Genomic DNA, 20,154 nt, shown 5'->3' on the forward strand with positions numbered 1-20,154 from the left:
TTAATATGATGAAAAACTTAAAAGTTGTTTTATTTACAAGTTCTGGAAGCTTTGGCTCTGCAACATTATCTTATTTAAAAGAAAATTACACTGTTGTTGGAGTTGTTTTAGATATACCAAAAAAAGGTTCTGGTCTACGTCTAATCAAAAGGCGAATTAAGCGATTAGGAGTTATTAAGGTTTTTTTACAACTTTTATTCATGAAAGGCATTGTTCCTTTACTTAGATTAGAGAGTAAAAAAAGACAGTCAGAAATACTATCAGGGTTAAATTTGAATAGTTTAAATGAATTTAAAAATATACTAAGGGCAGATACCATAAACGATCCAAATGTAATAGATTTTGTAAATGAATTAAAGCCTGATGTAGTCATGGTTAATGGCACTGGAATAATCCACAAAAAAATTATAAATGGTATTGAACCTCCTTTATTAAATATGCATGCAGGAATTACCCCTAAATATAGAGGTGTTCACGGAGGTTACTGGGCACTGGCTAATAAAGATCTTGATAATTGTGGAGTAACAGTTCACTTTATCGATGCTGGTATAGATACAGGAGGGATAATAAGCCAAAAAAATATTGAAATAGAGAAAAGAGATAACTATATCACATACCCATTACTTCAGCTGTTAAAAGGGTTTGAGTGCATGGATGAAGCTTTCAATCAAATTAATAACGGTAAATTAACTCCCATAAAAAACGGATTAGAAAGCAAGTTATACTATCATCCTACCATAATAGATTATTTTCACAATCGAATTTTTAATAAAGTTAAATAATGTCTCCGAACAATAATAAAGGATATTTTGTCATTTCACTAGATTTCGAACTCCATTGGGGGGTTTTTGATGCCTTAGATTTAAATTCCTATCATAGCAATCTTTTAAATGCTAGGAAGGTAGTTGAAAAATTAATAGAACTTAGCGATGAATATGGGATACATCTAACTTTCGCAACAGTAGGTTTGTTATTTGCTGGAAATAAAAAAGAAATTGAAGAATTTATACCTAAAAGGATTCCCGGATATTCTAATAAAAATTTAAACCCCTTTTCCTTATTAAATCAAATTGGTGAAGACGAAAAATCAGACGCTATACATTATGCCAAGTCACTTGTTGAAAAAATCAAGAAAAATGGAAACCATGAAATAGGAACACATACTTTTGGGCATTATAACTGTTTGGCTTCAGGACAGAATATCGAAGATTTTTATGCAGATTTAGTTTCGGCTAAAGAAATTGCAGAAACAATGGATTTGAAATTAGAAAGTATTGTTTTTCCAAAAAATCAAGTGAATAACAGTTATCTACTTCAATGTAAAAAGAATGGAATAACAAACTACAGAGGAGCTGAAATGCACCAGTTATATAACTTTGACATACGCAATAAGAAAAGCTATAGACTTCCAGAATCAATTATTAGATTGTTGAGACTTATTGATGGATACTTAAATATTTCTGGAAATCACACTTATCCAATAAACGCTATAGAACCTGATGAATTAGGCCTTATTAACTTACCTTCTAGTAGGTTTTACAGGGCATACTCACCAAGACTTTCTTGGTTTGAGTTTTTAAAACGACGAAGGATTAAAAAAGCAATGTTACATGCTGCCAAAAACAATGAACTATTTCACTTATGGTGGCATCCTCATAATTTTGGTGACCACATGGAAGAAAATTTCAAAAACCTAGAAAACATTTTTAAATATTATAGTAAACTAAACTCTAAATACAAGTTTAAAAGTATTTCTATGACAGGTTTAACTAACGAAATATTACAAAAATTAAAAACTAAATAATTTTTTTGGTGTTTATATAAAGTAATTAAGGCAAACCCACAAAGAGTCAATCTGCTTTATTAAATAATTCTAAAATAGGCATAAAAAAAGTAGGAGTGTACTTCTCTCCTACTTTTTTTTTGATATAGTTATGATTTTCAATTACTAATTGAATTGTTTTTTTAATAACTAATGATTAAGTAAATTAATTAGTAGATATTAAGTTATCTATGAGATTTATATTTTCAGAATTTTCTACTATATAGTCAGTATTTGTAATATTCCCTTCAAGCCTTATATTTTTACTGTTGGAAATTTTATTCGCCATATTAGTAGATGTCGAGTTTAATGTACAGTTCTTGAATGTTATTTGAGAGGAGTTAAGGTTACTTTCATTAAGCAAAAGATTTAAATATAACGGTCTCTCTTTAACCTCTATGATCTCGTTACTTATAACTATGTTATTACTATTGTTTGTATTGTAAATGTTTCTGTAGCCTCTACTATTATTGATATTACTGGTTATTGTGTTTCCTGTGAAGGTTGTGTTTAACAGGTTACTAACCAGAAATACTCCATTTACACAATTTTCAATGCGATTATTTCTAATTTCATGATGTTCCCCTTTGATTGAAATTCCATGATTGTAACCTTTAATATAATTATCTACAAATAGCCAATGGTGATTAAGTTCCTTTCCTTGTGTATCTTCTTCATTTGGAAAAGTTACAAATGAGCTTATAGATAATGCTGTGAATTTAGATGTTTCTCTCGATTCAAAAGTATTATTTCTAACTACAACGTCATGAGATGCAAATGAACCTACGGATCTATCGAAAAAATTATTTTCTATTAATACATCATTGGCTGTAAATACAAGAACATCACCATCATGATTACCTGTAAAAACGCTATTTCTTACAATAATGTTTTCATTTAAAGCTGTTTGTCTTAAACGACCATCTGCTGTTCTATGGCGTATTGCCTCCATATCTATTCCCCATCTAGGTTCAACACCTGAACTACTATAAATCTTAGATCCAGAACTATCGTATGCTTGATCGCCTTTACCGGTATCTTTAATAGTACAGTTGTCGATAGTTATAAATCTACCATCTAAAAAACTAATACCATTTCTTCTTGCCCTGGAAATAGTACAATTTTTAACTATAACATTCTTGGTTTCTTTCTTTCCTGGAGCAAGAGAACCATCGTCTTGTCTCAGTGATTCACCATGGAACATTATAGCATCTCCTGTAGGGTCGCTAAAACTTACATTGTCTATGACTATGTTTTCTGAACCAATAACAAAAACTAAGTTACCATATTCATGTGTGTCTCTTGGAATTCCATGCCTGTCAGCAATTGGTGAATAATCATGTTCAAATCTATCACCAATCAAATTTCCTCCAGATATAATTACATTATCTGCCAAAAAGATTTTAAATAAGCTATAGGAAAAACTCTTATTTGGTTGAACTCTCAGAAAAGCATTTTCACTCATTTTTAAATGAAAATCTTCTGGAATATATATAGATGCATTATCTAAGTGTCTTGCCCTACCATAATATTCAATATCTACTTTGAAATAGGCATCTAATGTCTCTATTGAAAATTCATCAGCTCCCATTAATTTTACTTGATCAATGGTTCTTTGAAGGATATCTTTGTTATCAAGGGCGATATCATCATTTACTTTACCTTCAACTATACCCCATCGTTCAGGCTTAAAAACAAAAGTAGGATCTTTTAAACTGGGAGTAGTTCCAGATAGTTTTAAATCTTTATTCAATAATTCTCCAGATATTACTGATTCACTTGAGAATATTATTTCCCCATTAATAATATCTCCACCTTCGAATTCAATAGTAACTCCACTAGGTAAATTAACTGTAGTACCTCCCAAATCAAGTACACAGTTTATAATTATGGTAGTATTGGGTTGAATATTTGTTAAACTAAAATCACAAGGTAAGCTAGTATCAACCTCTATTTCTGTTTCGTCTTCGGGAGTAACAACTTCTTCCTCTTCTTCTTGTTCTTCCGAGCTATCTTCAGTGGATTCTTCTTTTTCAACTATTTCTGCTTCCGGTTCAACAAAAAGTTCTTCATTGCTGCATGAATTACAGGAAAATAGGAGTAAAAAAAAGACTGTAATTAACATTGTGTGCTGTAGGTTTTTTTTCATAGTATTTAAAGGATTTGGGTCCGTTGATAATTCTGATCAATACTATAAATATTTTTTTTTATTGTCGTCCAAAAACATTTTTTTTCGATAAAAAACGTTGCATTAACTTACATTAATCGTTTAAAAACGTATTTTTGCGACGAAATGCAAATACAAAGGATAAAAAATATCGTTTTAGAGTAGTACAATTTCAAAAAGCAATTTATAGAAATGCAAAAGTATATGATAATGAAAAGAATACATTAATATGTTAATAACTTTTTAAAAATAATAAGCAAAAAAAGGAAGATAAGAAGTGGATTCAAATCAATAATACTTAATTAGTCGTCAATATTTTCATTTAGACCATTAAAAAAAAGTGTTAACAAAAAAAATATTTAAGTTTGCTGCAACAAATTCAACACTTAACCTATAATAATGAGTAAAAAGTTTTTTTTAGTCACCACAGTACCAATAACCTTGAACTTTTTCCAAGGGCAAATTCAAGTTTTTAAAAAACTATTTGATGTAAGCTTGGTATCCAGTCCTGGAATTCAACTTGAAAATTTAGAGGCTAGTGAGAAAGTATCTACTCATACGGTTACTATGGAGCGCAATATAGCGCCACTAGAAGATGTAAAAAGTTTAATTGGTATGATTAAACTTTTTAAAAAAGAAAAACCATTTTTAGTTCATGGTAATACGCCTAAGGGAGGATTAATAAGTATGCTAGCAGCATACATATGTAGAGTGCAGAAGAGGGTTTATTGTATTCATGGTTTAAGATATCAAGGTAATTCAGGTTTAAAAGGGTTTATACTAAGAACAATGGAAAAGACAACCTGCGCGCTAGCAACTGATTTGGTCACAGTAAGTTTTGGAGTAGCAAAAACACTTAGTGAAGATAAAATCACCTCAAAAGAGGTTCATGTTATTGCTAATGGTAGTATAAATGGTATAGACCCGAATTATTTCAATCCGAAAATAGAGTTTTCTGTCCCTGAAAATTTAGATTTCAATACCGATAAAAATAGTATTGTTTTTGGTTTTGTTGGGAGATTAGTAAAAGATAAAGGCATAGTAGAATTAGTGAATGCATTTGTTGATTTAAACAAAAAGCACAAAAACATAAAATTACTGTTAGTAGGAAACACAGAGGATTTACTCGACCCGCTTCCCGATTCTACTAAAAATCACATTTTAAATTCTAAAGATATTTTTTCTGCAGGTTTCCAAAAAGATATCCGGCCTTATTTAAAGTTAATGAATGTTTTTACATTTCCGAGCTATAGAGAAGGCTTTGGAGTTTCTATAATGGAAGCTGCAGCAATGGGCGTACCTTCAATTTCTTCAAATATTTCTGGTTGTAATGAAATAATTTCAGATGGATATAATGGAAAGCTCATCCCTCCTAAATCTACTAGTCATCTCCAGGACGCTATGGAATCTTTTATCAAAAACCCCGAGTTAATAAAAAAATATGCTTCCGTTAGTAGAAAAAGTGTCCTAGAAAAATATGATCAAAAAATAGTTTGGAATGCTATTGAGGAATTCTATACAAAACTCTCATAATTTTATCAAAACATAAACATCATGACCTACCAAATTTATCCTAAACTAATGAAACCTGCATTGGACTTTATCATAGCAATTGTTTTTTTGGTCTTTTCATCACCCATCTTAATTGTTACAACTATTCTTTTATTTTTCTCCAATAAAGGAAAACCTTTTTTTTATCAAAGGAGACCGGGAAAAGATGAAAAGATTTTTAAGATAATAAAGTTCAAAACCATGAACGACAAAAAAGATGAAAATGGAGATTTACTTCCAGATGATAAGCGTATAACGGTTGTTGGAAATATAGTTAGGAAGACTTCTATTGATGAAATGTTACAGTTTATTAACATATTAAAGGGAGAAATGTCATTGATTGGTCCCAGGCCTCTTCTTCCAAAATACTTACCTTACTACACTAAGTCTGAAAAGAAAAGACACGATGTAAAACCTGGCATTACTGGTTTGGCTCAAATAAATGGAAGAAACTTTCTTGATTGGGACACTAAACTAAAATATGATGTAGAATATGTTGAGAATATATCGTTTTCAAATGACTTTAAAATTTTGATTAAAACAATTGGAAAAGTTTTGAAATCAAAAGATATTTCTAATAATCAAAATGCTCTACAGCCCTCATTAGATGTAATGAGGAAAAGTAAACCAGTTAAAGCCTGATCACATTGAGTTATTCAAATAAAATACTGGAGACATCAAAACCAAATATTGTTATTATTGGTGCATCAGGCCATGCAAAGATGGTCATTGAAATTCTAAAGTTAAGAGGCGAGTATAATATAATAGGCCTAATAGATTCTTTCAAGACAAAAGGAGATAAAGTGATGGAGTATGAAATTTTAGGTTGTGAAGAAATTATTCCCGAACTAATGAAAACTCATAACTTACATGGTGGTATCATTGCCATAGGTGATAATTGGACAAGAAAAAAAATGAGGGATAAAATTATAACCCTTACAAAAAAATTCAAGTTTATATCGGCAATTCACCCGTTTTCTTATCTGTATGAAGGAATTATTATTCCTGTTGGAGTAGTTGTTATGGCTGGTGTAATCGTTAATACAGATGCTAAAATTGGAGACTTTTGCATATTGAACACCAAAGCTTCTTTGGGTCATGATAGTGAGATGAAATCTTTTTCTAGTTTAGCACCTGGCGTAACCACTGGTGGTAATGTTGTCTTGGGTGTTGAGTCCGCTGTCTGTATAGGCGCTACAATTGTCAACAACATTTCAATTGGTGATTATTGTGTTATAGGAGCCAGTTCATTAGTCATTGATGATTTCAAAAACAATAGTTTAGTCTATGGTACACCTGCAAGATTAGTACGGCACAGAAATCCTGATGAAAAATATCTAGGTAAGAATTAAAAAATACAATCAAAAATATTACATCTATAATATGAAGCCAAATCTTAACTTAATAGAAACTAAAGAACAATGGGATTTAACCTTAGAAAAGGTAGAGGTTTATGATTTCTATCATACTTATGATTACCATCTATTATCTAAAAACCCTGATGAAAAAGCCGTTCTACTAGAATATAATGAGAATAATTTCACTATTTGTATACCGCTTATAATTAGAAGCATAGAAGGAACAGAGTTTTTTGATGCCACATCTGTTTATGGGTATGCAGGTCCAATCAGTAAAAATCTACCAGATCAATTTGACTCAGCTACTTTTAAAGAAATACTATTAGATTTTTTAAAAAGTGAAAAAATAGTATCGGTGTTTTCTAGATTAAACCCCTTTATAGATAATCAAGATAGCATTTTACATAACATTGGAGAAATTCATGAGCTTGGAAGAGTTGTAAATATCGACTTAACAAAAAACATAGATGAACAACGAATGATTTTTTCGAAGACCACGAAAAGATACCTCAATAAGTGCAGAAGGAGTTTTGATGTTATAAAAAGTTCAAGTATTGAGGATATGGAAACTTTCAGGAGTCTTTACTATGAAAACATGGACAGAGTGAATGCGAAAAAAGATTATTATTTCTCGAAAGAATACTTTGAAAAATTTGTTGACAGTAAGGATTATGAAACCGATGTGCTCATGGCCATAGATAAAGAAAGTAAAACAATTATTTCTGCTGCAATGATGGTTAAAACCAATAACATAATCCAGTATCATATCTCGGGAACAAAAAATGATTACTTGTCCTTATCACCTATTAGACTATTAATTGATGAAATGAGAATTAGCGGTACTGGTGAGGGCTACAAATTTTTCAATTTAGGTGGTGGACTAGGTAATAATGAAGATGAACTATTTAGGTTTAAATCATCTTTTTCAAAAGATTTTAAAACCTTTAAAATTTGGAAATGTATAGTGGATCAGGATATGTATGATAGCTTAGTGTCCAAATCTAACAACAAAAACGAATCAATAGATTTTTTTCCACTATACAGATATGTGAAAAATGATTAATAATATTTAGTCTATAGTAAACACTCATATTTTGTAAAATATTATTGACAACATGACTATTGTCATATTTAAATAGCAATAAAATAAGGTTATTTACATTGGTTTAAAAACCCCAATTTTATTGCTATTTAAATGCCTTACGACACTCCTTTCATCTGTAATACTTTCCAGAGCATTTGGAAATCACACTTCAAACCAAATAATAAATTATATCGATTCAATTTCATAGAAGGTATAGATTTTTATAAGACCAAATTTACTCCAGTTTTTTTTAACATAGGTAAAAACTTAACTAAAGGCAACAACTATTTATTAAAGGATTTGGGAGGGCTTAAGAATAAAGCATTAGTAATTTATGATGTTCTAGCTCATGCCCAAAAGACTCATGATATCCCTGAAACCAATAAAAAAACTAGGGTTTATAAATCTGTTCAATATTCCGGATTTTTAATAAATCTAAATAAATTTGAAAATCTTAATGAGTATATGCAATTTGCTTTTGGCAGGAATAGCAGAATGAAGATGAGAAAATACTCAAGAAAACTTAATCAATGTTTTGATTTTAAAACTAAAATGTTCTTTGGTGAAATTGAAAAAAAACAATTTGATGATTTGTTTGATCAATTTATGAATTTACTGGAAAAAAGGTATTCTCAAAAGCAAATAATGCATAATAATATGCAACTTAAAGAATGGCAATTTTATAAAAAAGTTGCTTACCCCCTTATTTTAAAAAAAAGAGCTTCTCTTTTTGTAGTGTATGATGGTGAAACCCCTATAGCTATTACTTACAATTACCATACAAAGAACTCTATTATAGACGCTATTACGGCTTTTGATATCGATTATTCTAAATTTAATATTGGGTATATAACCAATTTAAGTCTACTTGATTGGTGCTTTAAAAATAACATAAACACATTCGATTTCTCTAAGGGTTTTTATGAATATAAAAAAAGGATGAGTACTTCTGAATATAATTTTGAATATCACATTATATATAACAGCTCTTCTTTTATTTCAAAAACCCTTGCCTTCTGCTATTACAACTATTTTGAGTTTAAGTCTTTCTTGAGAAAAAGGAATTATAATGAAAAGTTTCATCAATTAACTTATAAATTAAATCATATAAGGGGGTTAAGACCCAAAAAAAACATTCTTATTGAAAAAATTGATTCTCTTCCTCAGAAAGACAATCTGATTAGCATTGATTTGACTGAAGATGATAACTTCTGTTTTTTACGTAAAGTAATAAATAATTTTCTTTATGTCTCAGAATCACCATTTGAGGAGATTAACACTTTTAAAAGAAAAGATATCTCAAATGCATATATTCTATCAGATAGTAATTTTGAGTTCATACAAGAAGTTAAAATTGCGTGAGGTAATAATTAGAAAAACAGAGATAATCTTTTGATTCTTATATTTTAAAAACAAACTATTTAACTCATTAAAATAAAGGGTATTATGGTTATTTTAGGCTTAAATTATTACTTTCATGATTCTACAGCATGTATAGTTAAAGATGGGATATTAATTTCCGCAATAGAAGAAGAACGATTAAATAGAGATAAACATACACAGCAATTTCCAGAATTAGCAATAAAAAGATGTTTGGATACGGCTAACCTCGGTTTTGGAGATATAGACCATATAGCGGTTTCTATAAAACCAACATCGCATTGGCTAAAAAAAATGGTTTACATAATCAAAACCCCTAAAAGCTTTTTACCTTTCTTTGGACACCATGTTGTAAACGCTTATGCTAAACAAAGAAGATTAAAGTTGTGGTATAATAAAGTTTTCAAAGGAGTTGATGGTCCAAAAATCCACTTTATACAACACCATTTAACTCATGTTTGTGGGACTTTTTTCGTTTCCCCATATAAGGAAGCAGCACTTTTGGGAATAGATGGTTCTGGTGAATGGGCAACTACTTGGTTGGGGTTTGGTAGCGGTTTGGAAATTAAAAAGTTAAGTGAGAGCTTCTTCCCAAATTCCTTAGGGTCATTTTATGAAACTGTCACACAATTTTGTGGGTTTAAACCAAATTATGATGAAGGCAAGACCATGGGATTAGCGCCAATGGGTAATCCTGAAGTTTATAGAGACAAAGTAGATAAAATTGTAAAAGTCAATAGAAATGGGGAGTTAAAAGTTGATTTATCTTATTTCAACTATCAGTACCTTATTAAAGATCTTTACTCTTCAAAGTTTCTAGATGCATTTGGAAAACCAAGAAATCCAGAAGATAAATTCCAAACTAACCACTACGACACTGCGGCGGCATTTCAAACTATATTAGAGGACCGAGTAATAGAAATATGCATGTATCTTCATAAAAAAACAAAAGCTGATTATTTAGTGATTTCTGGAGGTGTTTCATTGAACAGTGTTATGAATGGAAGGATAATAAGAGAAACACCTTTTAAAGATGTATATGTAATGCCCGCAGCAGGTGATAATGGTACAGCAATTGGAGCTGCATATTATCTTTATAATGGTATTTTCAAAAAGCAAAGAAAATTTGTACATGATAATCCATATACCGGAACGGAATATGGAAACGAAGAAATAGAAAAAATTATTAAGTCTGCTAAGTTAAAATCAGATTATTATGAAGATGTTTGCGAAAAAGCCTCTTCTCTACTTGCACAAGGAAAAATTATAGGCTGGTTTCAAGGAAAAATGGAGATTGGCCCCAGAGCTTTAGGTAGTCGAAGCATATTGGCGAACCCTGCATTTCCTGATATGAAAGATAAAATAAATGCAGAAGTCAAGTTCAGAGAATCGTATAGGCCTTTTGCGCCTTCTGCACTAGTTGAATCATACCAAGATTATTTTGATTTACAGGTAGAGGCACCATTCATGTTAAAAGTATGCCAAGTTAAGAAGGATAAAAGAAAACTTATACCGGCAGTTACTCACGTAGATGGAAGTGCCAGACTGCAGACGGTGAGCAAACAATCACATCCTATGTATTATGAGGTTATAAGCAAACTTGGAGAAAAAACAGGGGTCCCCGTAGTTTTGAATACTAGTTTTAATATACAAGGTGAGCCTGTAGTAGAATCTCCAAAAGATGCTTTAAGATGCTTTTTTTCAACTGGTTTAGATGCTTTAGTAATAGGCAACCATGTCATTGAAAAATAAAATATGTGTTTAATATGTTCATAACTAAAATTCGTAAAACGTATTTTATTCAATTTATCTTACTACCTAGAAGTAAATAGTTCTTATTTTATCAGTTTAGCAAGAATAATGTTTAATTAGTCGAAAAAAAACTAAACTTACTAAGTAGAAAACTACTTTTAATCCATCAAACTTAACCGCTGTGATAAATAACCTCAAATCTGTTATAGCCAAAGTTCCTAAGAATATAAAACTTTTTTTAGGAAAGGCTTTCATTCTCTTTATAGCTTGGAAATTGATATACAGTCTTTTTCTTTACAATTCTAAATATTTAGACCATCCTTTAACAACTCATGTTGGGGAGGCTTCTGTATTCTTAATAAACCAACTTGGTGATTTAGAAGGATATACAACAAAAAGAGTGACCGATGTATACAATATAAACGGGAATGTTGTAAATGAAGAATCATCAGCAATATACCATAATGACCGAATGGTTTTACACATAGCAAATGCATGTAATGGACTTGAGCTGATGGTACTATATATTGGTTTTATTATTTGTATGCCCTCTAGTTTTCTTAGAAAGTTGCTCTACATTGTTGTTGGTATATTAATACTGGATATGATTAATATTTTGAGATGTACAGGACTCATTTACTTGAGAGAGTATTACCATGTTTATTTTCAATTTGCTCATCGCTATTTGTTCAATGCAGTTACTTATACTGCTACGTTCATATTATGGGTTGTTTTTTCCAGAAAAATTAGTTTCAAAAATGAGAATATATAAATCAGACAGGGTACGTTTCATATCAGGTCTCATACTTATAATAATCTTCTATTCTACTTATTATATTTATGTTGAAGAAAATGAACACATCAAAACTTTAAGCAGATTTTTAGAGTATTTCATAAAATTTTTATTTACTGTTGCTATTTATCTAATAGGGTATTATCACCTTGGCAAATTAAAAGATGAGTGGATGTCCTATTTATGGCACTTTATTCATATTTCTGGCTTATGTATAATAAGTGCTATAGGACTGTATGATTATTTAATTGCTGATATCTCTCTGGGAACGTTATTGTTTGCTGGATCCGTACAAGAATTTTTAATCTCTCCTGTTTTATATGTTGGGATGGGCTTATTAAATAGAAGTCTCAATAACAGAGATAAATAAAAAAAACTCCTTAATTTGGAGCTTTTTTGTGTAGGTTTTATTGTATTTAGTTTTTTATTTACATGTCATTAAATATGGAATGCATTAATCGTTTTTTATCGTTTATGCTTTCTTCTAACGAAATCATAGTTTCAGTTCTGTAAACACCTTCTATATCATCCAGTAAGAATATCACCTCTTTAGCATGCTCTGTGCTTCTAGCCCTAATTTTACAAAAAATGTTGAACTTACCTGTGGTAATGTGTGCAACTGTAACATAAGGAATCTCATTAATGCGCTCTAATACAAACTTAGTTTGAGAGGTATTGTTTAGATAAACACCAACATAAGCTATAAAGGAATACCCTAGCTTTTTGTAATCTAACATTAAAGAAGAACCCTTTATTATTCCAGATTCCTCCATTTTTTTAACACGTACATGTACCGTACCTGCTGATATCAGTAATTTTTTTGCTATATCTGTAAAAGGAATTCTTGTGTTATCTATCAACATATCAAGAATTTGGTGGTCGATTTCGTCTAGTTTAATTTTCCCCATAATTAATTATTCTTAGATAAAAAGCAAAAATAACACATTTTTATTAATAATTACGCATTTAAAATGCGTTTTATTTTATATTTAATGCGATTATTTCATTTTTTAATACTATTAAAACGTTTTCGTTACCAATTGTTAACTTTTCATTGTTTGCCCCTAACACTTTTACTCCTTTTGCATCAATCTCTTTATGAGCAAAAAAATCACTTAACTTTTCAATCTTTTCTATAAAAGGCACAAACAAGAGCTTACCTGCTTTTAAAATTTCTTTGTATTGTATACCAATATCTACTAATTCATCTCCATAACCTGATACATTTCTTATAATTATATCTAAAAAAAGCTTTTCATTTTCTGGAATTTGAAAATATGGCTCATAAAGAGACCCGTCTACATCGGTAACTGAAATATAATTTAAAGATATTAAATAGGACATGTATATGAGCTCTCTGGTAAATTCTCTTTGGTAGTCAGAATCATAATGACCAGCTTCGAAGAGAATAGTTGGTATATTTTCACTTTGAAACGTATCACCAACACAATTTATATTAAAAGCATCGTCATAAACACCTACCTGATTTGGAATAACGTCTTGAAGAGCTTTATTCATAACTCCAATTATCTCCATAGCAACCCTTCTATTTGGAGTAATAGTACATACTTTATCTTGTGCTGGAGAAAGAAATGATACAGTAGCCGATTTATTGGCTTTGCCTGCACTAAAAATAGTTCGCTGTCCATGTAAATTATAGCAATAGTTGGGCTTAAAACGATTAAACACGTTACGTAACACATTGCTTTCTGGTTGTGTTAAATTTTGTGCATCCCTGTTTAAATCAACTTCATTGGCATTAACCCTAGTATATGCATGGGCTCCATCTGGATTTAAAATGGGAATGACATATAAGGTGCAGTTCTTTAAAATTGAATTAATGGAATCATTGTCACTTTTGAAAGAATTAAATAAATCGAATAGTGCTTTCGTAGTGGTAGATTCATTGCCATGCATTTGCGACCACATTAAAATTCGTTTATTGCCGGTTCCGACTTTAACACCGTAAATTGGTTTTCTCAAAACCGATTTACCTATAATCTCAACTTCAAATTTATCTCCTAAATCCTTAAGCAAAGGTTCTATATTTTGATTAGTAATATAGCGCCCATAAAGAGATTCTTCTTTGTGTTTTATATAGAGTGATTTAATGTACTCCTTTTGCATTTATTAGATTTTGGATACAAATGTAAACAATTACTATTTTACATTTGTAAACAGTAGAATTGAATAGTTTTGATTACAATTGTATACGTTTATAGTAGACTTAGTAAACTAAAAACGCTAAATGCAGGTAAATAAAAACGTAGTTGTGCAAAGATTAATTATTTTCATATATATCAATTAATTAAGTTTAAAAATGTAAAGTTTAAGTTTAATTATTTTAACTGTTTAACTATAGATTTGTAAACTTAATGACGTATAATTTTATACATTTGTAATAGATTAAATAAAAAACATGTTTACAATGATAAACACTATGGATTTCTCTAAAAGATTAAAAAAAGTCATGGAATATTATGGTGAGTCCTCCTCTTCTTTTGCGGAAAAAATTGGTGTTCAACGCTCTAGTATATCTCACATTCTATCTGGTAGAAATAAACCTAGCCTGGAGTTTGTTTTAAAGGTACTTTCTTCTTTCCCCGAAGTAGAACTTTATTGGTTATTAAATGGCAAGGGTAACTTCCCTTCTTCTCAAAAAGAATTACCCTTAGAAAACAAATCCTCAAAAACAATAACCGAAAGACCTCCCCTTGAGACCAATTTAAAGACTATAGATATTCGCGCTAATGAGAATAAAGCTATTGAGCGGATAGTGATTTTTTATTCAGACGGAAGTTTTGAGAATTTTGAAAATTGATTCTTTTCTTTATTTAAATTTGCAACACATTTTATTTAAACTTAGAATTCATGCGCTTTTATTACTTCATCATTCCATTGCTCTTCCTTAGCTGTTATAACTCAGAACGAAATTGTAAAAGTTTCAAAACCGGCACATTTTATAGTGAAGTTAGCATCGGTGAAAAGCTTTATACCTCCAAGTTTACGCGAACTGATGCTTTACAAGTTGAGATTTATAATAACAAAGTTGATTCCTCAAATGTACGCTGGATAAACGATTGTGAGGTTATCTTTAAAACCATAAACCCGAAAAGTATGGCCGATGAAAAAGACATTCATCTCAAAATATTAACCACAACAGACAGTTCTTATACGTTCGAGTACTCTTACGTGGGTGAAATTAAAAAGCAACAAGGAATTGCTTATAGGTTAAACGACTAATCAAACGGATATAAAAAAGACTCTACTAAATTGAAATGAACTTGCATGTCCTTAGTAATTTCGTAGGTTAAAAAGATTTCCCCCCAATATTCACCATCCGAGAAATCGGCGATAATCCATTTATGATTCAGCAGCTTTACTGTATTTATCATCATTTTTCTGCCCTCACTAGAACTATAAGGCACAATAGGGTGCTCACCCTTAGACTCGTTTGTTTCATAGAGTTTATCCTTTACAAAAGGAATCAACTCGCTTATTACGTGGCCGTCGTTTTCAAAATAACTGAGCGCATCTTCATTCCTTTCTAAATTAAAATGTGAAGCATCTAAAACAGCATTATTCAAAACCTCTAACGAATCCTCGTGTTTTTTAATTCGATTATCTCTTTTTTCAATCTTAGTGTTCAAATCTTCAAAAATACGTTTTGAATTAACGTATTGAAACAGCACCAAAAGCACCGCAAACACAAACAGATACATGAAAATTTTTTGCTTCATATCAAATAGTTATTTGTAATTCATCATAAGCCAAAAAAACATTCTCCGGCAACTTGCTCTCAACTTCATCATGAAACCCTAACATATGGCTAATATGGGTTAAATATGCTCTTTTCGGACTTACTTCCTTAATAAAATCCAACGCCTCTTCTAGGTTGAAATGTGAATGGTGTGCTTTATCTCGCAAAGCGTTAACAACCAACACCTTTATACCTTTTATTTTTTCAACCTCTTTTTTCTTAACCGTTTTCATATCTGTTAAATAGGCGAAATCGCCAAACTTAAATCCGAACACCTGGAGAGATCCGTGTTTTCCGTTTACAGGTTCTACCTCAATACCCGGTAATGCAAAGGGTTTATTTTTTATTCTATGCAAAATAACTCCGGGAGCCCCAGGATACTTGTTCTTGGTTTTAAAAATATAATCGAATCTTTTTTTAAGAGATTTAAGTACACGTTTATGTCCGTAAATAGGAATATCACCTTGCCTAAAATAAAAAGGCCTTATATCGTCTAAGCCCATAACGTGATCGGCATGTTCATGAGTAAGCAAAATACCGTCAATTTTCTCACAATTAGCCCTGAGCATTTGTTGCCTAAAATCAGGTCCACAATCAATAACGTAAACATAATTATCAAACTCCACCAAAACAGAAACCCTAAGCCTTTTATCTTTTGGGTTTTCACTTAAACAAACTGGATGCTTGCTTCCAATAATTGGGATGCCCTGTGAAGTTCCGGTACCTAAAAAAGTAACTTTCAAAAGTGTTATGTTTATCACAAAAATAGTGTTATTTTTTTGTTTGCTATAGTTATTTAATACCTTTGTGAGTAACGCATACAACCTATAAATGATATGGAAATAAGGATAAAAGGAGATAGAGAATTCGATGATATCCCCTCAATAAAATCGAAAGCTCTACGCATAAATTTAAATCAAAATATTTACGGAACTTTTGCTGAGATTGGAGCAGGTCAAGAAACTTGTAGACAGTTTTTTAGGGCCGGTGGTGCTTCTGGAACAATCGCCAAGGCCATGTCTGCTTACGATAAAGCTTTTAGTGATGCCATATATGGTTCTGAGGAGGATGGTAGGTATGTAACCGAGTCTAGGTTAAGAAAGATGCTTTCTCATGAAATGAGCCTCATGGAAAAACGCATTACTAGAGATAAAAATCCAGATAAAATATTTTTTACATATGCTAACACTGTAGCTACAATAGATTTTGCCAAACAATTTAAAGGGCATGGCTGGGTAGGCATAAGATACCAAGTAGAAGCAGAACAAGAGGAATACAACGAGATAATATTGCACTTAAGGTTTAAGGAGACAGATGCTAGACTACAACAAGAAACCTTGGGAACACTTGGAACCAATTTAATTTATGGTGCTTTTTACCATTATCATCAACCAAAGAAACTCTTAAAATACCTTTACGACCATTTAGACAAAGATCAACTTGAAATTGATACCGTAAATTTTTCGGGGCCGGTGTTTAAAAATGTTGATAATCGATTGATGAGCTTACAGCTAGTGAAGAATGGTATGACCGATGCCGTTGTTTTTGGACCTGACGGCACTAATGTCCTACCTGCCAGGATTTTTTACAAAAAAAATATACTAACGCTTCGCGGAAGTTTTAGGCCTGTTACTAAGGTTAATATGGCAATGTATGAGAAATCGTATGAAATGTTTACTAACGAGAAAAAGGTTCAAAAAAACAATACGGTTACCGTTTTCGAGATAACCTTATCAAATTTACGAGCCGAAGGCGAAATAGATGAACAAGATTTTATAGACCGAGCTGATTTGCTCTGTGCTTTGGGGCATTCTGTAATGATTTCAAATTTTAAAGAATACTATAAAGTTGTTGAGTATTTCTCAAATTACACCAAGGCTAGGATGGGCTTAGCCATGGGCGTGAGCAACTTAGTAGATATTTTTGATGAGAAATACTATCGACACATAAGTGGTGGAATCTTAGAGGCTTTCGGAAAATTATTCTTCAAAGATTTAAAAGTATACCTCTACCCTATGTTCGACCCAAAAACCGGTGAACTCATTACTAGTGAAAACTTGAAAGTATACCCAAGAATGAAGGAGCTTTATAAGTTCTTTAAGTACAATGGGAAAGTCGTAGATATTAAAGACTATGACGAAACTATTATGAATATCTTTTCCAGGGAAGCTCTTAGTATGATTGACAAAGGTGAACCCGGATGGGAACGGATGTTACCTGAAGGTACAGCAGACCTCATAAAGGATTATCGTTTATTTGGATATACCAGAAAACCCCTTAAACCACTCACTATTAAACGCAGAGCTGCAAACAAAAAATAACAAAAAAAGCCTTTTAAAGGCTTTTTTTTATTTTAGAATTTGATCGGTATGTGCTTTGGTTTTTACCTTGGTAATAATATCCTCAAGAACACCATGCTCATCTATAATAAATGTGGTTCTGTGAATGCCATCATAAACCTTGCCCATAAACTTTTTTTCACCCCAAACACCATAGGCATTGATAACGGACTTATCTTCATCTGCTAACAACGGATAAGGAAACTCGTATTTGTTTTTAAAATTAGCCTGTTTTTTTTGACTATCTGCACTAACTCCCAGGACATCGTATCCTTGAGCCAAAAATCGTTCATAATTATCGCTTAAATTACATGCCTCTAATGTGCATCCGGGCGTACTAGCCTTGGGGTAAAAAAATAAAACTAGCTTTTTACCTTTATAATCACTCAACGAAATTGTATTACCATCTTGATCTACCGAAGTAAAATCTGGTGCTTTATCACCTACTTTTAATGTAATCATATTTTATAACTTTGTTTTTAGCAAAAATAAAACCTAATGACCAAACAAGAAAGCGTAAATTTTGTAATTAACACTTTAAACGATCTTTACCCCGAGATTCCTATTCCGTTAGACCACAAAGACCCCTACACGCTGCTTATTGCCGTTTTAATGTCAGCACAGAGTACCGATGTTAGAGTTAATCAAATCACACCTTTGCTTTTTGAAAAGGCAGACAACCCTTATGATATGGTAAAATTAAGTATTAGTGAAATAAGGGAAATCATAAAACCAGTTGGCCTATCCCCTATGAAAAGTAAAGGTATACATGGTTTATCTGAAATCTTAATAGAAAAACACAACGGTGAAGTACCACAAAGTTTTGAAGCTCTTGAAGCCTTACCTGCTGTAGGCCATAAAACAGCTAGTGTTGTAATGTCGCAAGCTTTTGGGGTTCCCGCGTTCCCCGTAGACACTCACATACATAGACTAATGTACAGATGGAACTTGAGCAATGGTAAAAACATAACTCAAACCGAAAAAGACGCTAAACGATTATTCCCAAAAGAATTGTGGAATGATTTGCACCTACAAATAATATGGTATGGCAGGGAATATTCTCCAGCAAGAGGCTGGAACCTAGATAAGGATATTATTACCAAAACTATAGGTAGAAAGTCAGTAATAAAAGAATACAACAAAACAAAAAAGCCCTAATAAAGGGCTTTTTTGTTTAATTAAGAAGCATTTCCAGCTTCTCGTTATTACAATTTACAACACTTAAAGCTTTTGAATAATCTAAAAGAAATCTGACCGTTTCTTCTTTCGGTTCAAGTTCATTTTTTTTAAAATGTTTTTCAGTGTAAAGTTTTGCCATTTAAATCAATTTAAGGTTTACTCAAATGATAACGTGACAAAATTTGGTTTATTGTATTAGTTAATTAGAACTATATTATGCTTGTCTATTATTTTGCGTAAATTTATTAGTGCATATCTCATTCTGCCCAGAGCTGTATTGATACTAACCCCTGTTCTTTCTGAAATTTCCTTGAAGCTCATGTCTTTGTACATACGCATCAAAAGTACTTCTTTTTGGTCTGTTGGAAGTTCATCAACTAAACGCCTCAAATCACTTTCTACCTGGTTTTTTATAATAGATTTTTCAGCATTTAATGTAGAATCGCTTAAAACTGAGAAGATACTAAACTCACCAGCATTGTCAAACTTTGGCATCCTACTGTTCTTTCTGAAATAATCAATCACCAAATTATGAGCAATCCGCATCACCCATGGCAAAAACTTACCTTCTTCGTTGTACGAACCAGCTTTTAAGGTTCTTATTACTTTTATAAATGTATCTTGAAAAATATCTTCGGCAACATCTCTATCGTATACTTTAGAGTATACAAAGCTGTAAATCTTCTGTTTATGCCTGTATATTAAAGTCTCTAAGGCAAATTCATCTCCTTTAATGTAATTACTAACAAGGGTAGCGTCTGGGATAATTTTTTTTTGCATAATCATTACTTTTAATGCAAGAAGAGAGGGCTTCATTGCTTGGGGTTAATCTATTTAAAAGTAATGTTTCGCTATAGGCAATAATTTTGTTTGTAGTCCAAATATAACAACAATCATTCCTAAAACACAAAAATCGATGTGTTTTTTTCATAAATAATGCTTTTCATCGATGCTTTCTAAGTTAAAATA

Annotated in this window: 22 protein-coding genes; 14 read left to right on the plus strand and 8 right to left on the minus strand. The window is 31.4% G+C overall.

Annotated features, from left to right (window positions below):
- The first annotated feature begins 5 nt into the window (after positions 1-5).
- Complete coding sequence (locus M0214_RS12975; RefSeq protein WP_248722991.1) at positions 6-782, plus strand: formyl transferase; 777 nt, start codon at positions 6-8, stop codon at positions 780-782.
- Entirely contained in the window at positions 782-1,804 is a 1,023-nt protein-coding gene (locus tag M0214_RS12980; protein WP_248722992.1) for a polysaccharide deacetylase family protein, read from the plus strand. Before M0214_RS12975 ends, M0214_RS12980 begins: the two co-directional genes overlap by 1 nt.
- A gap of 184 nt (positions 1,805-1,988) precedes the next feature.
- On the opposite strand, the gene M0214_RS12985 is transcribed toward M0214_RS12980, so the two are convergent.
- Positions 1,989-3,971: a right-handed parallel beta-helix repeat-containing protein gene (locus tag M0214_RS12985; protein WP_248722993.1), complete on the minus strand. Its 1,983-nt coding sequence runs from the start codon at positions 3,969-3,971 to the stop codon at positions 1,989-1,991.
- Between the two features lie 417 nt (positions 3,972-4,388).
- On the opposite strand from M0214_RS12985, the gene M0214_RS12990 reads away from it, so the two are divergent.
- The 8 genes from M0214_RS12990 (at position 4,389) to M0214_RS13025 (ending at position 12,277) form a co-directional block, all read left to right on the plus strand.
- Entirely contained in the window at positions 4,389-5,522 is a 1,134-nt protein-coding gene (locus tag M0214_RS12990) for a glycosyltransferase family 4 protein (protein WP_248722994.1), read from the plus strand.
- A gap of 21 nt (positions 5,523-5,543) precedes the next feature.
- The gene (locus M0214_RS12995) at positions 5,544-6,182 is read left to right on the plus strand and encodes a sugar transferase (protein WP_305879787.1); all 639 of its coding nucleotides are present in this window, start codon (positions 5,544-5,546) and stop codon (positions 6,180-6,182) included.
- Positions 6,183-6,187: 5 nt separating this feature from the next.
- Positions 6,188-6,892, plus strand: coding sequence for an acetyltransferase (locus M0214_RS13000; protein WP_248722995.1), 705 nt, complete (start codon positions 6,188-6,190; stop codon positions 6,890-6,892).
- Positions 6,893-6,923: 31 nt separating this feature from the next.
- Entirely contained in the window at positions 6,924-7,961 is a 1,038-nt protein-coding gene (locus tag M0214_RS13005) for a GNAT family N-acetyltransferase (protein WP_248722996.1), read from the plus strand.
- Positions 7,962-8,282: 321 nt separating this feature from the next.
- Complete coding sequence (locus tag M0214_RS13010; protein WP_248722997.1) at positions 8,283-9,344, plus strand: GNAT family N-acetyltransferase; 1,062 nt, start codon at positions 8,283-8,285, stop codon at positions 9,342-9,344.
- Between the two features lie 84 nt (positions 9,345-9,428).
- On the plus strand, positions 9,429-11,114 hold the full coding sequence (locus M0214_RS13015; protein ID WP_248722998.1) for a carbamoyltransferase C-terminal domain-containing protein: 1,686 nt from the start codon (positions 9,429-9,431) through the stop codon (positions 11,112-11,114).
- A 181-nt stretch (positions 11,115-11,295) separates the two neighbouring features.
- A complete protein-coding gene (locus M0214_RS13020; protein WP_248722999.1) occupies positions 11,296-11,886 on the plus strand; it encodes an archaeosortase/exosortase family protein in 591 nt (196 codons plus the stop codon).
- Positions 11,873-12,277, plus strand: coding sequence for a hypothetical protein (locus tag M0214_RS13025; RefSeq protein ID WP_248723000.1), 405 nt, complete (start codon positions 11,873-11,875; stop codon positions 12,275-12,277). Before M0214_RS13020 ends, M0214_RS13025 begins: the two co-directional genes overlap by 14 nt.
- A gap of 58 nt (positions 12,278-12,335) precedes the next feature.
- Here the strand turns inward: M0214_RS13025 and M0214_RS13030 are convergent, their stop codons facing one another.
- A complete protein-coding gene (locus tag M0214_RS13030) occupies positions 12,336-12,815 on the minus strand; it encodes an Lrp/AsnC family transcriptional regulator (protein WP_248723001.1) in 480 nt (159 codons plus the stop codon).
- 70 nt (positions 12,816-12,885) lie between these two features.
- Positions 12,886-14,034 carry a M14 family zinc carboxypeptidase gene (locus M0214_RS13035; RefSeq protein ID WP_248723002.1) on the minus strand — a complete coding sequence of 383 codons (1,149 nt, stop codon included), beginning with the start codon at positions 14,032-14,034 and terminating at the stop codon, positions 12,886-12,888.
- A 301-nt stretch (positions 14,035-14,335) separates the two neighbouring features.
- On the opposite strand from M0214_RS13035, the gene M0214_RS13040 reads away from it, so the two are divergent.
- Together M0214_RS13040 and M0214_RS13045 are read left to right on the plus strand one after the other, a co-directional pair.
- The gene (locus M0214_RS13040; RefSeq protein WP_248724966.1) at positions 14,336-14,728 is read left to right on the plus strand and encodes a helix-turn-helix domain-containing protein; all 393 of its coding nucleotides are present in this window, start codon (positions 14,336-14,338) and stop codon (positions 14,726-14,728) included.
- A gap of 50 nt (positions 14,729-14,778) precedes the next feature.
- Positions 14,779-15,150, plus strand: coding sequence for a DNA topoisomerase IV (locus tag M0214_RS13045; protein ID WP_248723003.1), 372 nt, complete (start codon positions 14,779-14,781; stop codon positions 15,148-15,150).
- On the opposite strand, the gene M0214_RS13050 is transcribed toward M0214_RS13045, so the two are convergent.
- Together M0214_RS13050 and M0214_RS13055 are read right to left on the minus strand one after the other, a co-directional pair.
- Positions 15,147-15,647: a hydrolase gene (locus M0214_RS13050; RefSeq protein ID WP_248723004.1), complete on the minus strand. Its 501-nt coding sequence runs from the start codon at positions 15,645-15,647 to the stop codon at positions 15,147-15,149. The two genes, M0214_RS13045 and M0214_RS13050, sit on opposite strands and share 4 nt — an antisense overlap.
- Position 15,648: 1 nt before the next feature.
- Positions 15,649-16,410 carry an MBL fold metallo-hydrolase gene (locus tag M0214_RS13055; RefSeq protein WP_248723005.1) on the minus strand — a complete coding sequence of 254 codons (762 nt, stop codon included), beginning with the start codon at positions 16,408-16,410 and terminating at the stop codon, positions 15,649-15,651.
- Positions 16,411-16,503: 93 nt separating this feature from the next.
- Between M0214_RS13055 and M0214_RS13060 the strand changes: the two genes are divergently transcribed.
- On the plus strand, positions 16,504-17,988 hold the full coding sequence (locus M0214_RS13060; RefSeq protein ID WP_248723006.1) for a TonB-dependent receptor: 1,485 nt from the start codon (positions 16,504-16,506) through the stop codon (positions 17,986-17,988).
- A gap of 27 nt (positions 17,989-18,015) precedes the next feature.
- Here M0214_RS13060 and bcp read toward each other — a convergent pair whose 3' ends face one another.
- Positions 18,016-18,468 carry a thioredoxin-dependent thiol peroxidase gene (bcp, locus tag M0214_RS13065; RefSeq protein ID WP_248723007.1) on the minus strand — a complete coding sequence of 151 codons (453 nt, stop codon included), beginning with the start codon at positions 18,466-18,468 and terminating at the stop codon, positions 18,016-18,018.
- A gap of 36 nt (positions 18,469-18,504) precedes the next feature.
- On the opposite strand from bcp, the gene nth reads away from it, so the two are divergent.
- Positions 18,505-19,164, plus strand: a complete 660-nt coding sequence (gene nth, locus M0214_RS13070) for an endonuclease III (protein WP_248723008.1) — start codon at positions 18,505-18,507, stop codon at positions 19,162-19,164.
- A 16-nt stretch (positions 19,165-19,180) separates the two neighbouring features.
- Here nth and M0214_RS13075 read toward each other — a convergent pair whose 3' ends face one another.
- Both M0214_RS13075 and M0214_RS13080 read right to left on the minus strand, forming a co-directional pair.
- The gene (locus tag M0214_RS13075) at positions 19,181-19,324 is read right to left on the minus strand and encodes a hypothetical protein (protein WP_248723009.1); all 144 of its coding nucleotides are present in this window, start codon (positions 19,322-19,324) and stop codon (positions 19,181-19,183) included.
- Between the two features lie 56 nt (positions 19,325-19,380).
- The gene (locus M0214_RS13080) at positions 19,381-19,965 is read right to left on the minus strand and encodes an RNA polymerase sigma factor (RefSeq protein ID WP_248723010.1); all 585 of its coding nucleotides are present in this window, start codon (positions 19,963-19,965) and stop codon (positions 19,381-19,383) included.
- Between the last annotated feature and the right edge of the window lie 189 nt (positions 19,966-20,154).

This window comes from Seonamhaeicola sp. ML3 (assembly GCF_023273855.1).
Classification (GTDB): domain Bacteria; phylum Bacteroidota; class Bacteroidia; order Flavobacteriales; family Flavobacteriaceae; genus Seonamhaeicola.

Excerpts from the sequence above, each read along its gene's own strand:
- M0214_RS12985 (WP_248722993.1), bottom strand. The coding sequence starts at position 3,971 with ATGAAAAAAAACCTACAGCACACAATGTTAATTACAGTCTTTTTTTTA.
- M0214_RS13040 (WP_248724966.1), top strand. The coding sequence starts at position 14,336 with ATGATAAACACTATGGATTTCTCTAAAAGATTAAAAAAAGTCATGGAA.
- M0214_RS13005 (WP_248722996.1), top strand. The coding sequence starts at position 6,924 with ATGAAGCCAAATCTTAACTTAATAGAAACTAAAGAACAATGGGATTTA.
- M0214_RS13015 (WP_248722998.1), top strand. The coding sequence starts at position 9,429 with ATGGTTATTTTAGGCTTAAATTATTACTTTCATGATTCTACAGCATGT.
- M0214_RS13075 (WP_248723009.1), bottom strand. The coding sequence starts at position 19,324 with ATGGCAAAACTTTACACTGAAAAACATTTTAAAAAAAATGAACTTGAA.
- M0214_RS13025 (WP_248723000.1), top strand. The coding sequence starts at position 11,873 with ATGAGAATATATAAATCAGACAGGGTACGTTTCATATCAGGTCTCATA.
- M0214_RS12975 (WP_248722991.1), top strand. The coding sequence starts at position 6 with ATGATGAAAAACTTAAAAGTTGTTTTATTTACAAGTTCTGGAAGCTTT.
- bcp (WP_248723007.1), bottom strand. The coding sequence starts at position 18,468 with ATGATTACATTAAAAGTAGGTGATAAAGCACCAGATTTTACTTCGGTA.
- M0214_RS13045 (WP_248723003.1), top strand. The coding sequence starts at position 14,779 with ATGCGCTTTTATTACTTCATCATTCCATTGCTCTTCCTTAGCTGTTAT.
- M0214_RS12995 (WP_305879787.1), top strand. The coding sequence starts at position 5,544 with ATGACCTACCAAATTTATCCTAAACTAATGAAACCTGCATTGGACTTT.
- M0214_RS13035 (WP_248723002.1), bottom strand. The coding sequence starts at position 14,034 with ATGCAAAAGGAGTACATTAAATCACTCTATATAAAACACAAAGAAGAA.
- M0214_RS13050 (WP_248723004.1), bottom strand. The coding sequence starts at position 15,647 with ATGAAGCAAAAAATTTTCATGTATCTGTTTGTGTTTGCGGTGCTTTTG.
- M0214_RS13030 (WP_248723001.1), bottom strand. The coding sequence starts at position 12,815 with ATGGGGAAAATTAAACTAGACGAAATCGACCACCAAATTCTTGATATG.
- M0214_RS13060 (WP_248723006.1), top strand. The coding sequence starts at position 16,504 with ATGGAAATAAGGATAAAAGGAGATAGAGAATTCGATGATATCCCCTCA.
- nth (WP_248723008.1), top strand. The coding sequence starts at position 18,505 with ATGACCAAACAAGAAAGCGTAAATTTTGTAATTAACACTTTAAACGAT.
- M0214_RS12990 (WP_248722994.1), top strand. The coding sequence starts at position 4,389 with ATGAGTAAAAAGTTTTTTTTAGTCACCACAGTACCAATAACCTTGAAC.
- M0214_RS12980 (WP_248722992.1), top strand. The coding sequence starts at position 782 with ATGTCTCCGAACAATAATAAAGGATATTTTGTCATTTCACTAGATTTC.
- M0214_RS13080 (WP_248723010.1), bottom strand. The coding sequence starts at position 19,965 with ATGCAAAAAAAAATTATCCCAGACGCTACCCTTGTTAGTAATTACATT.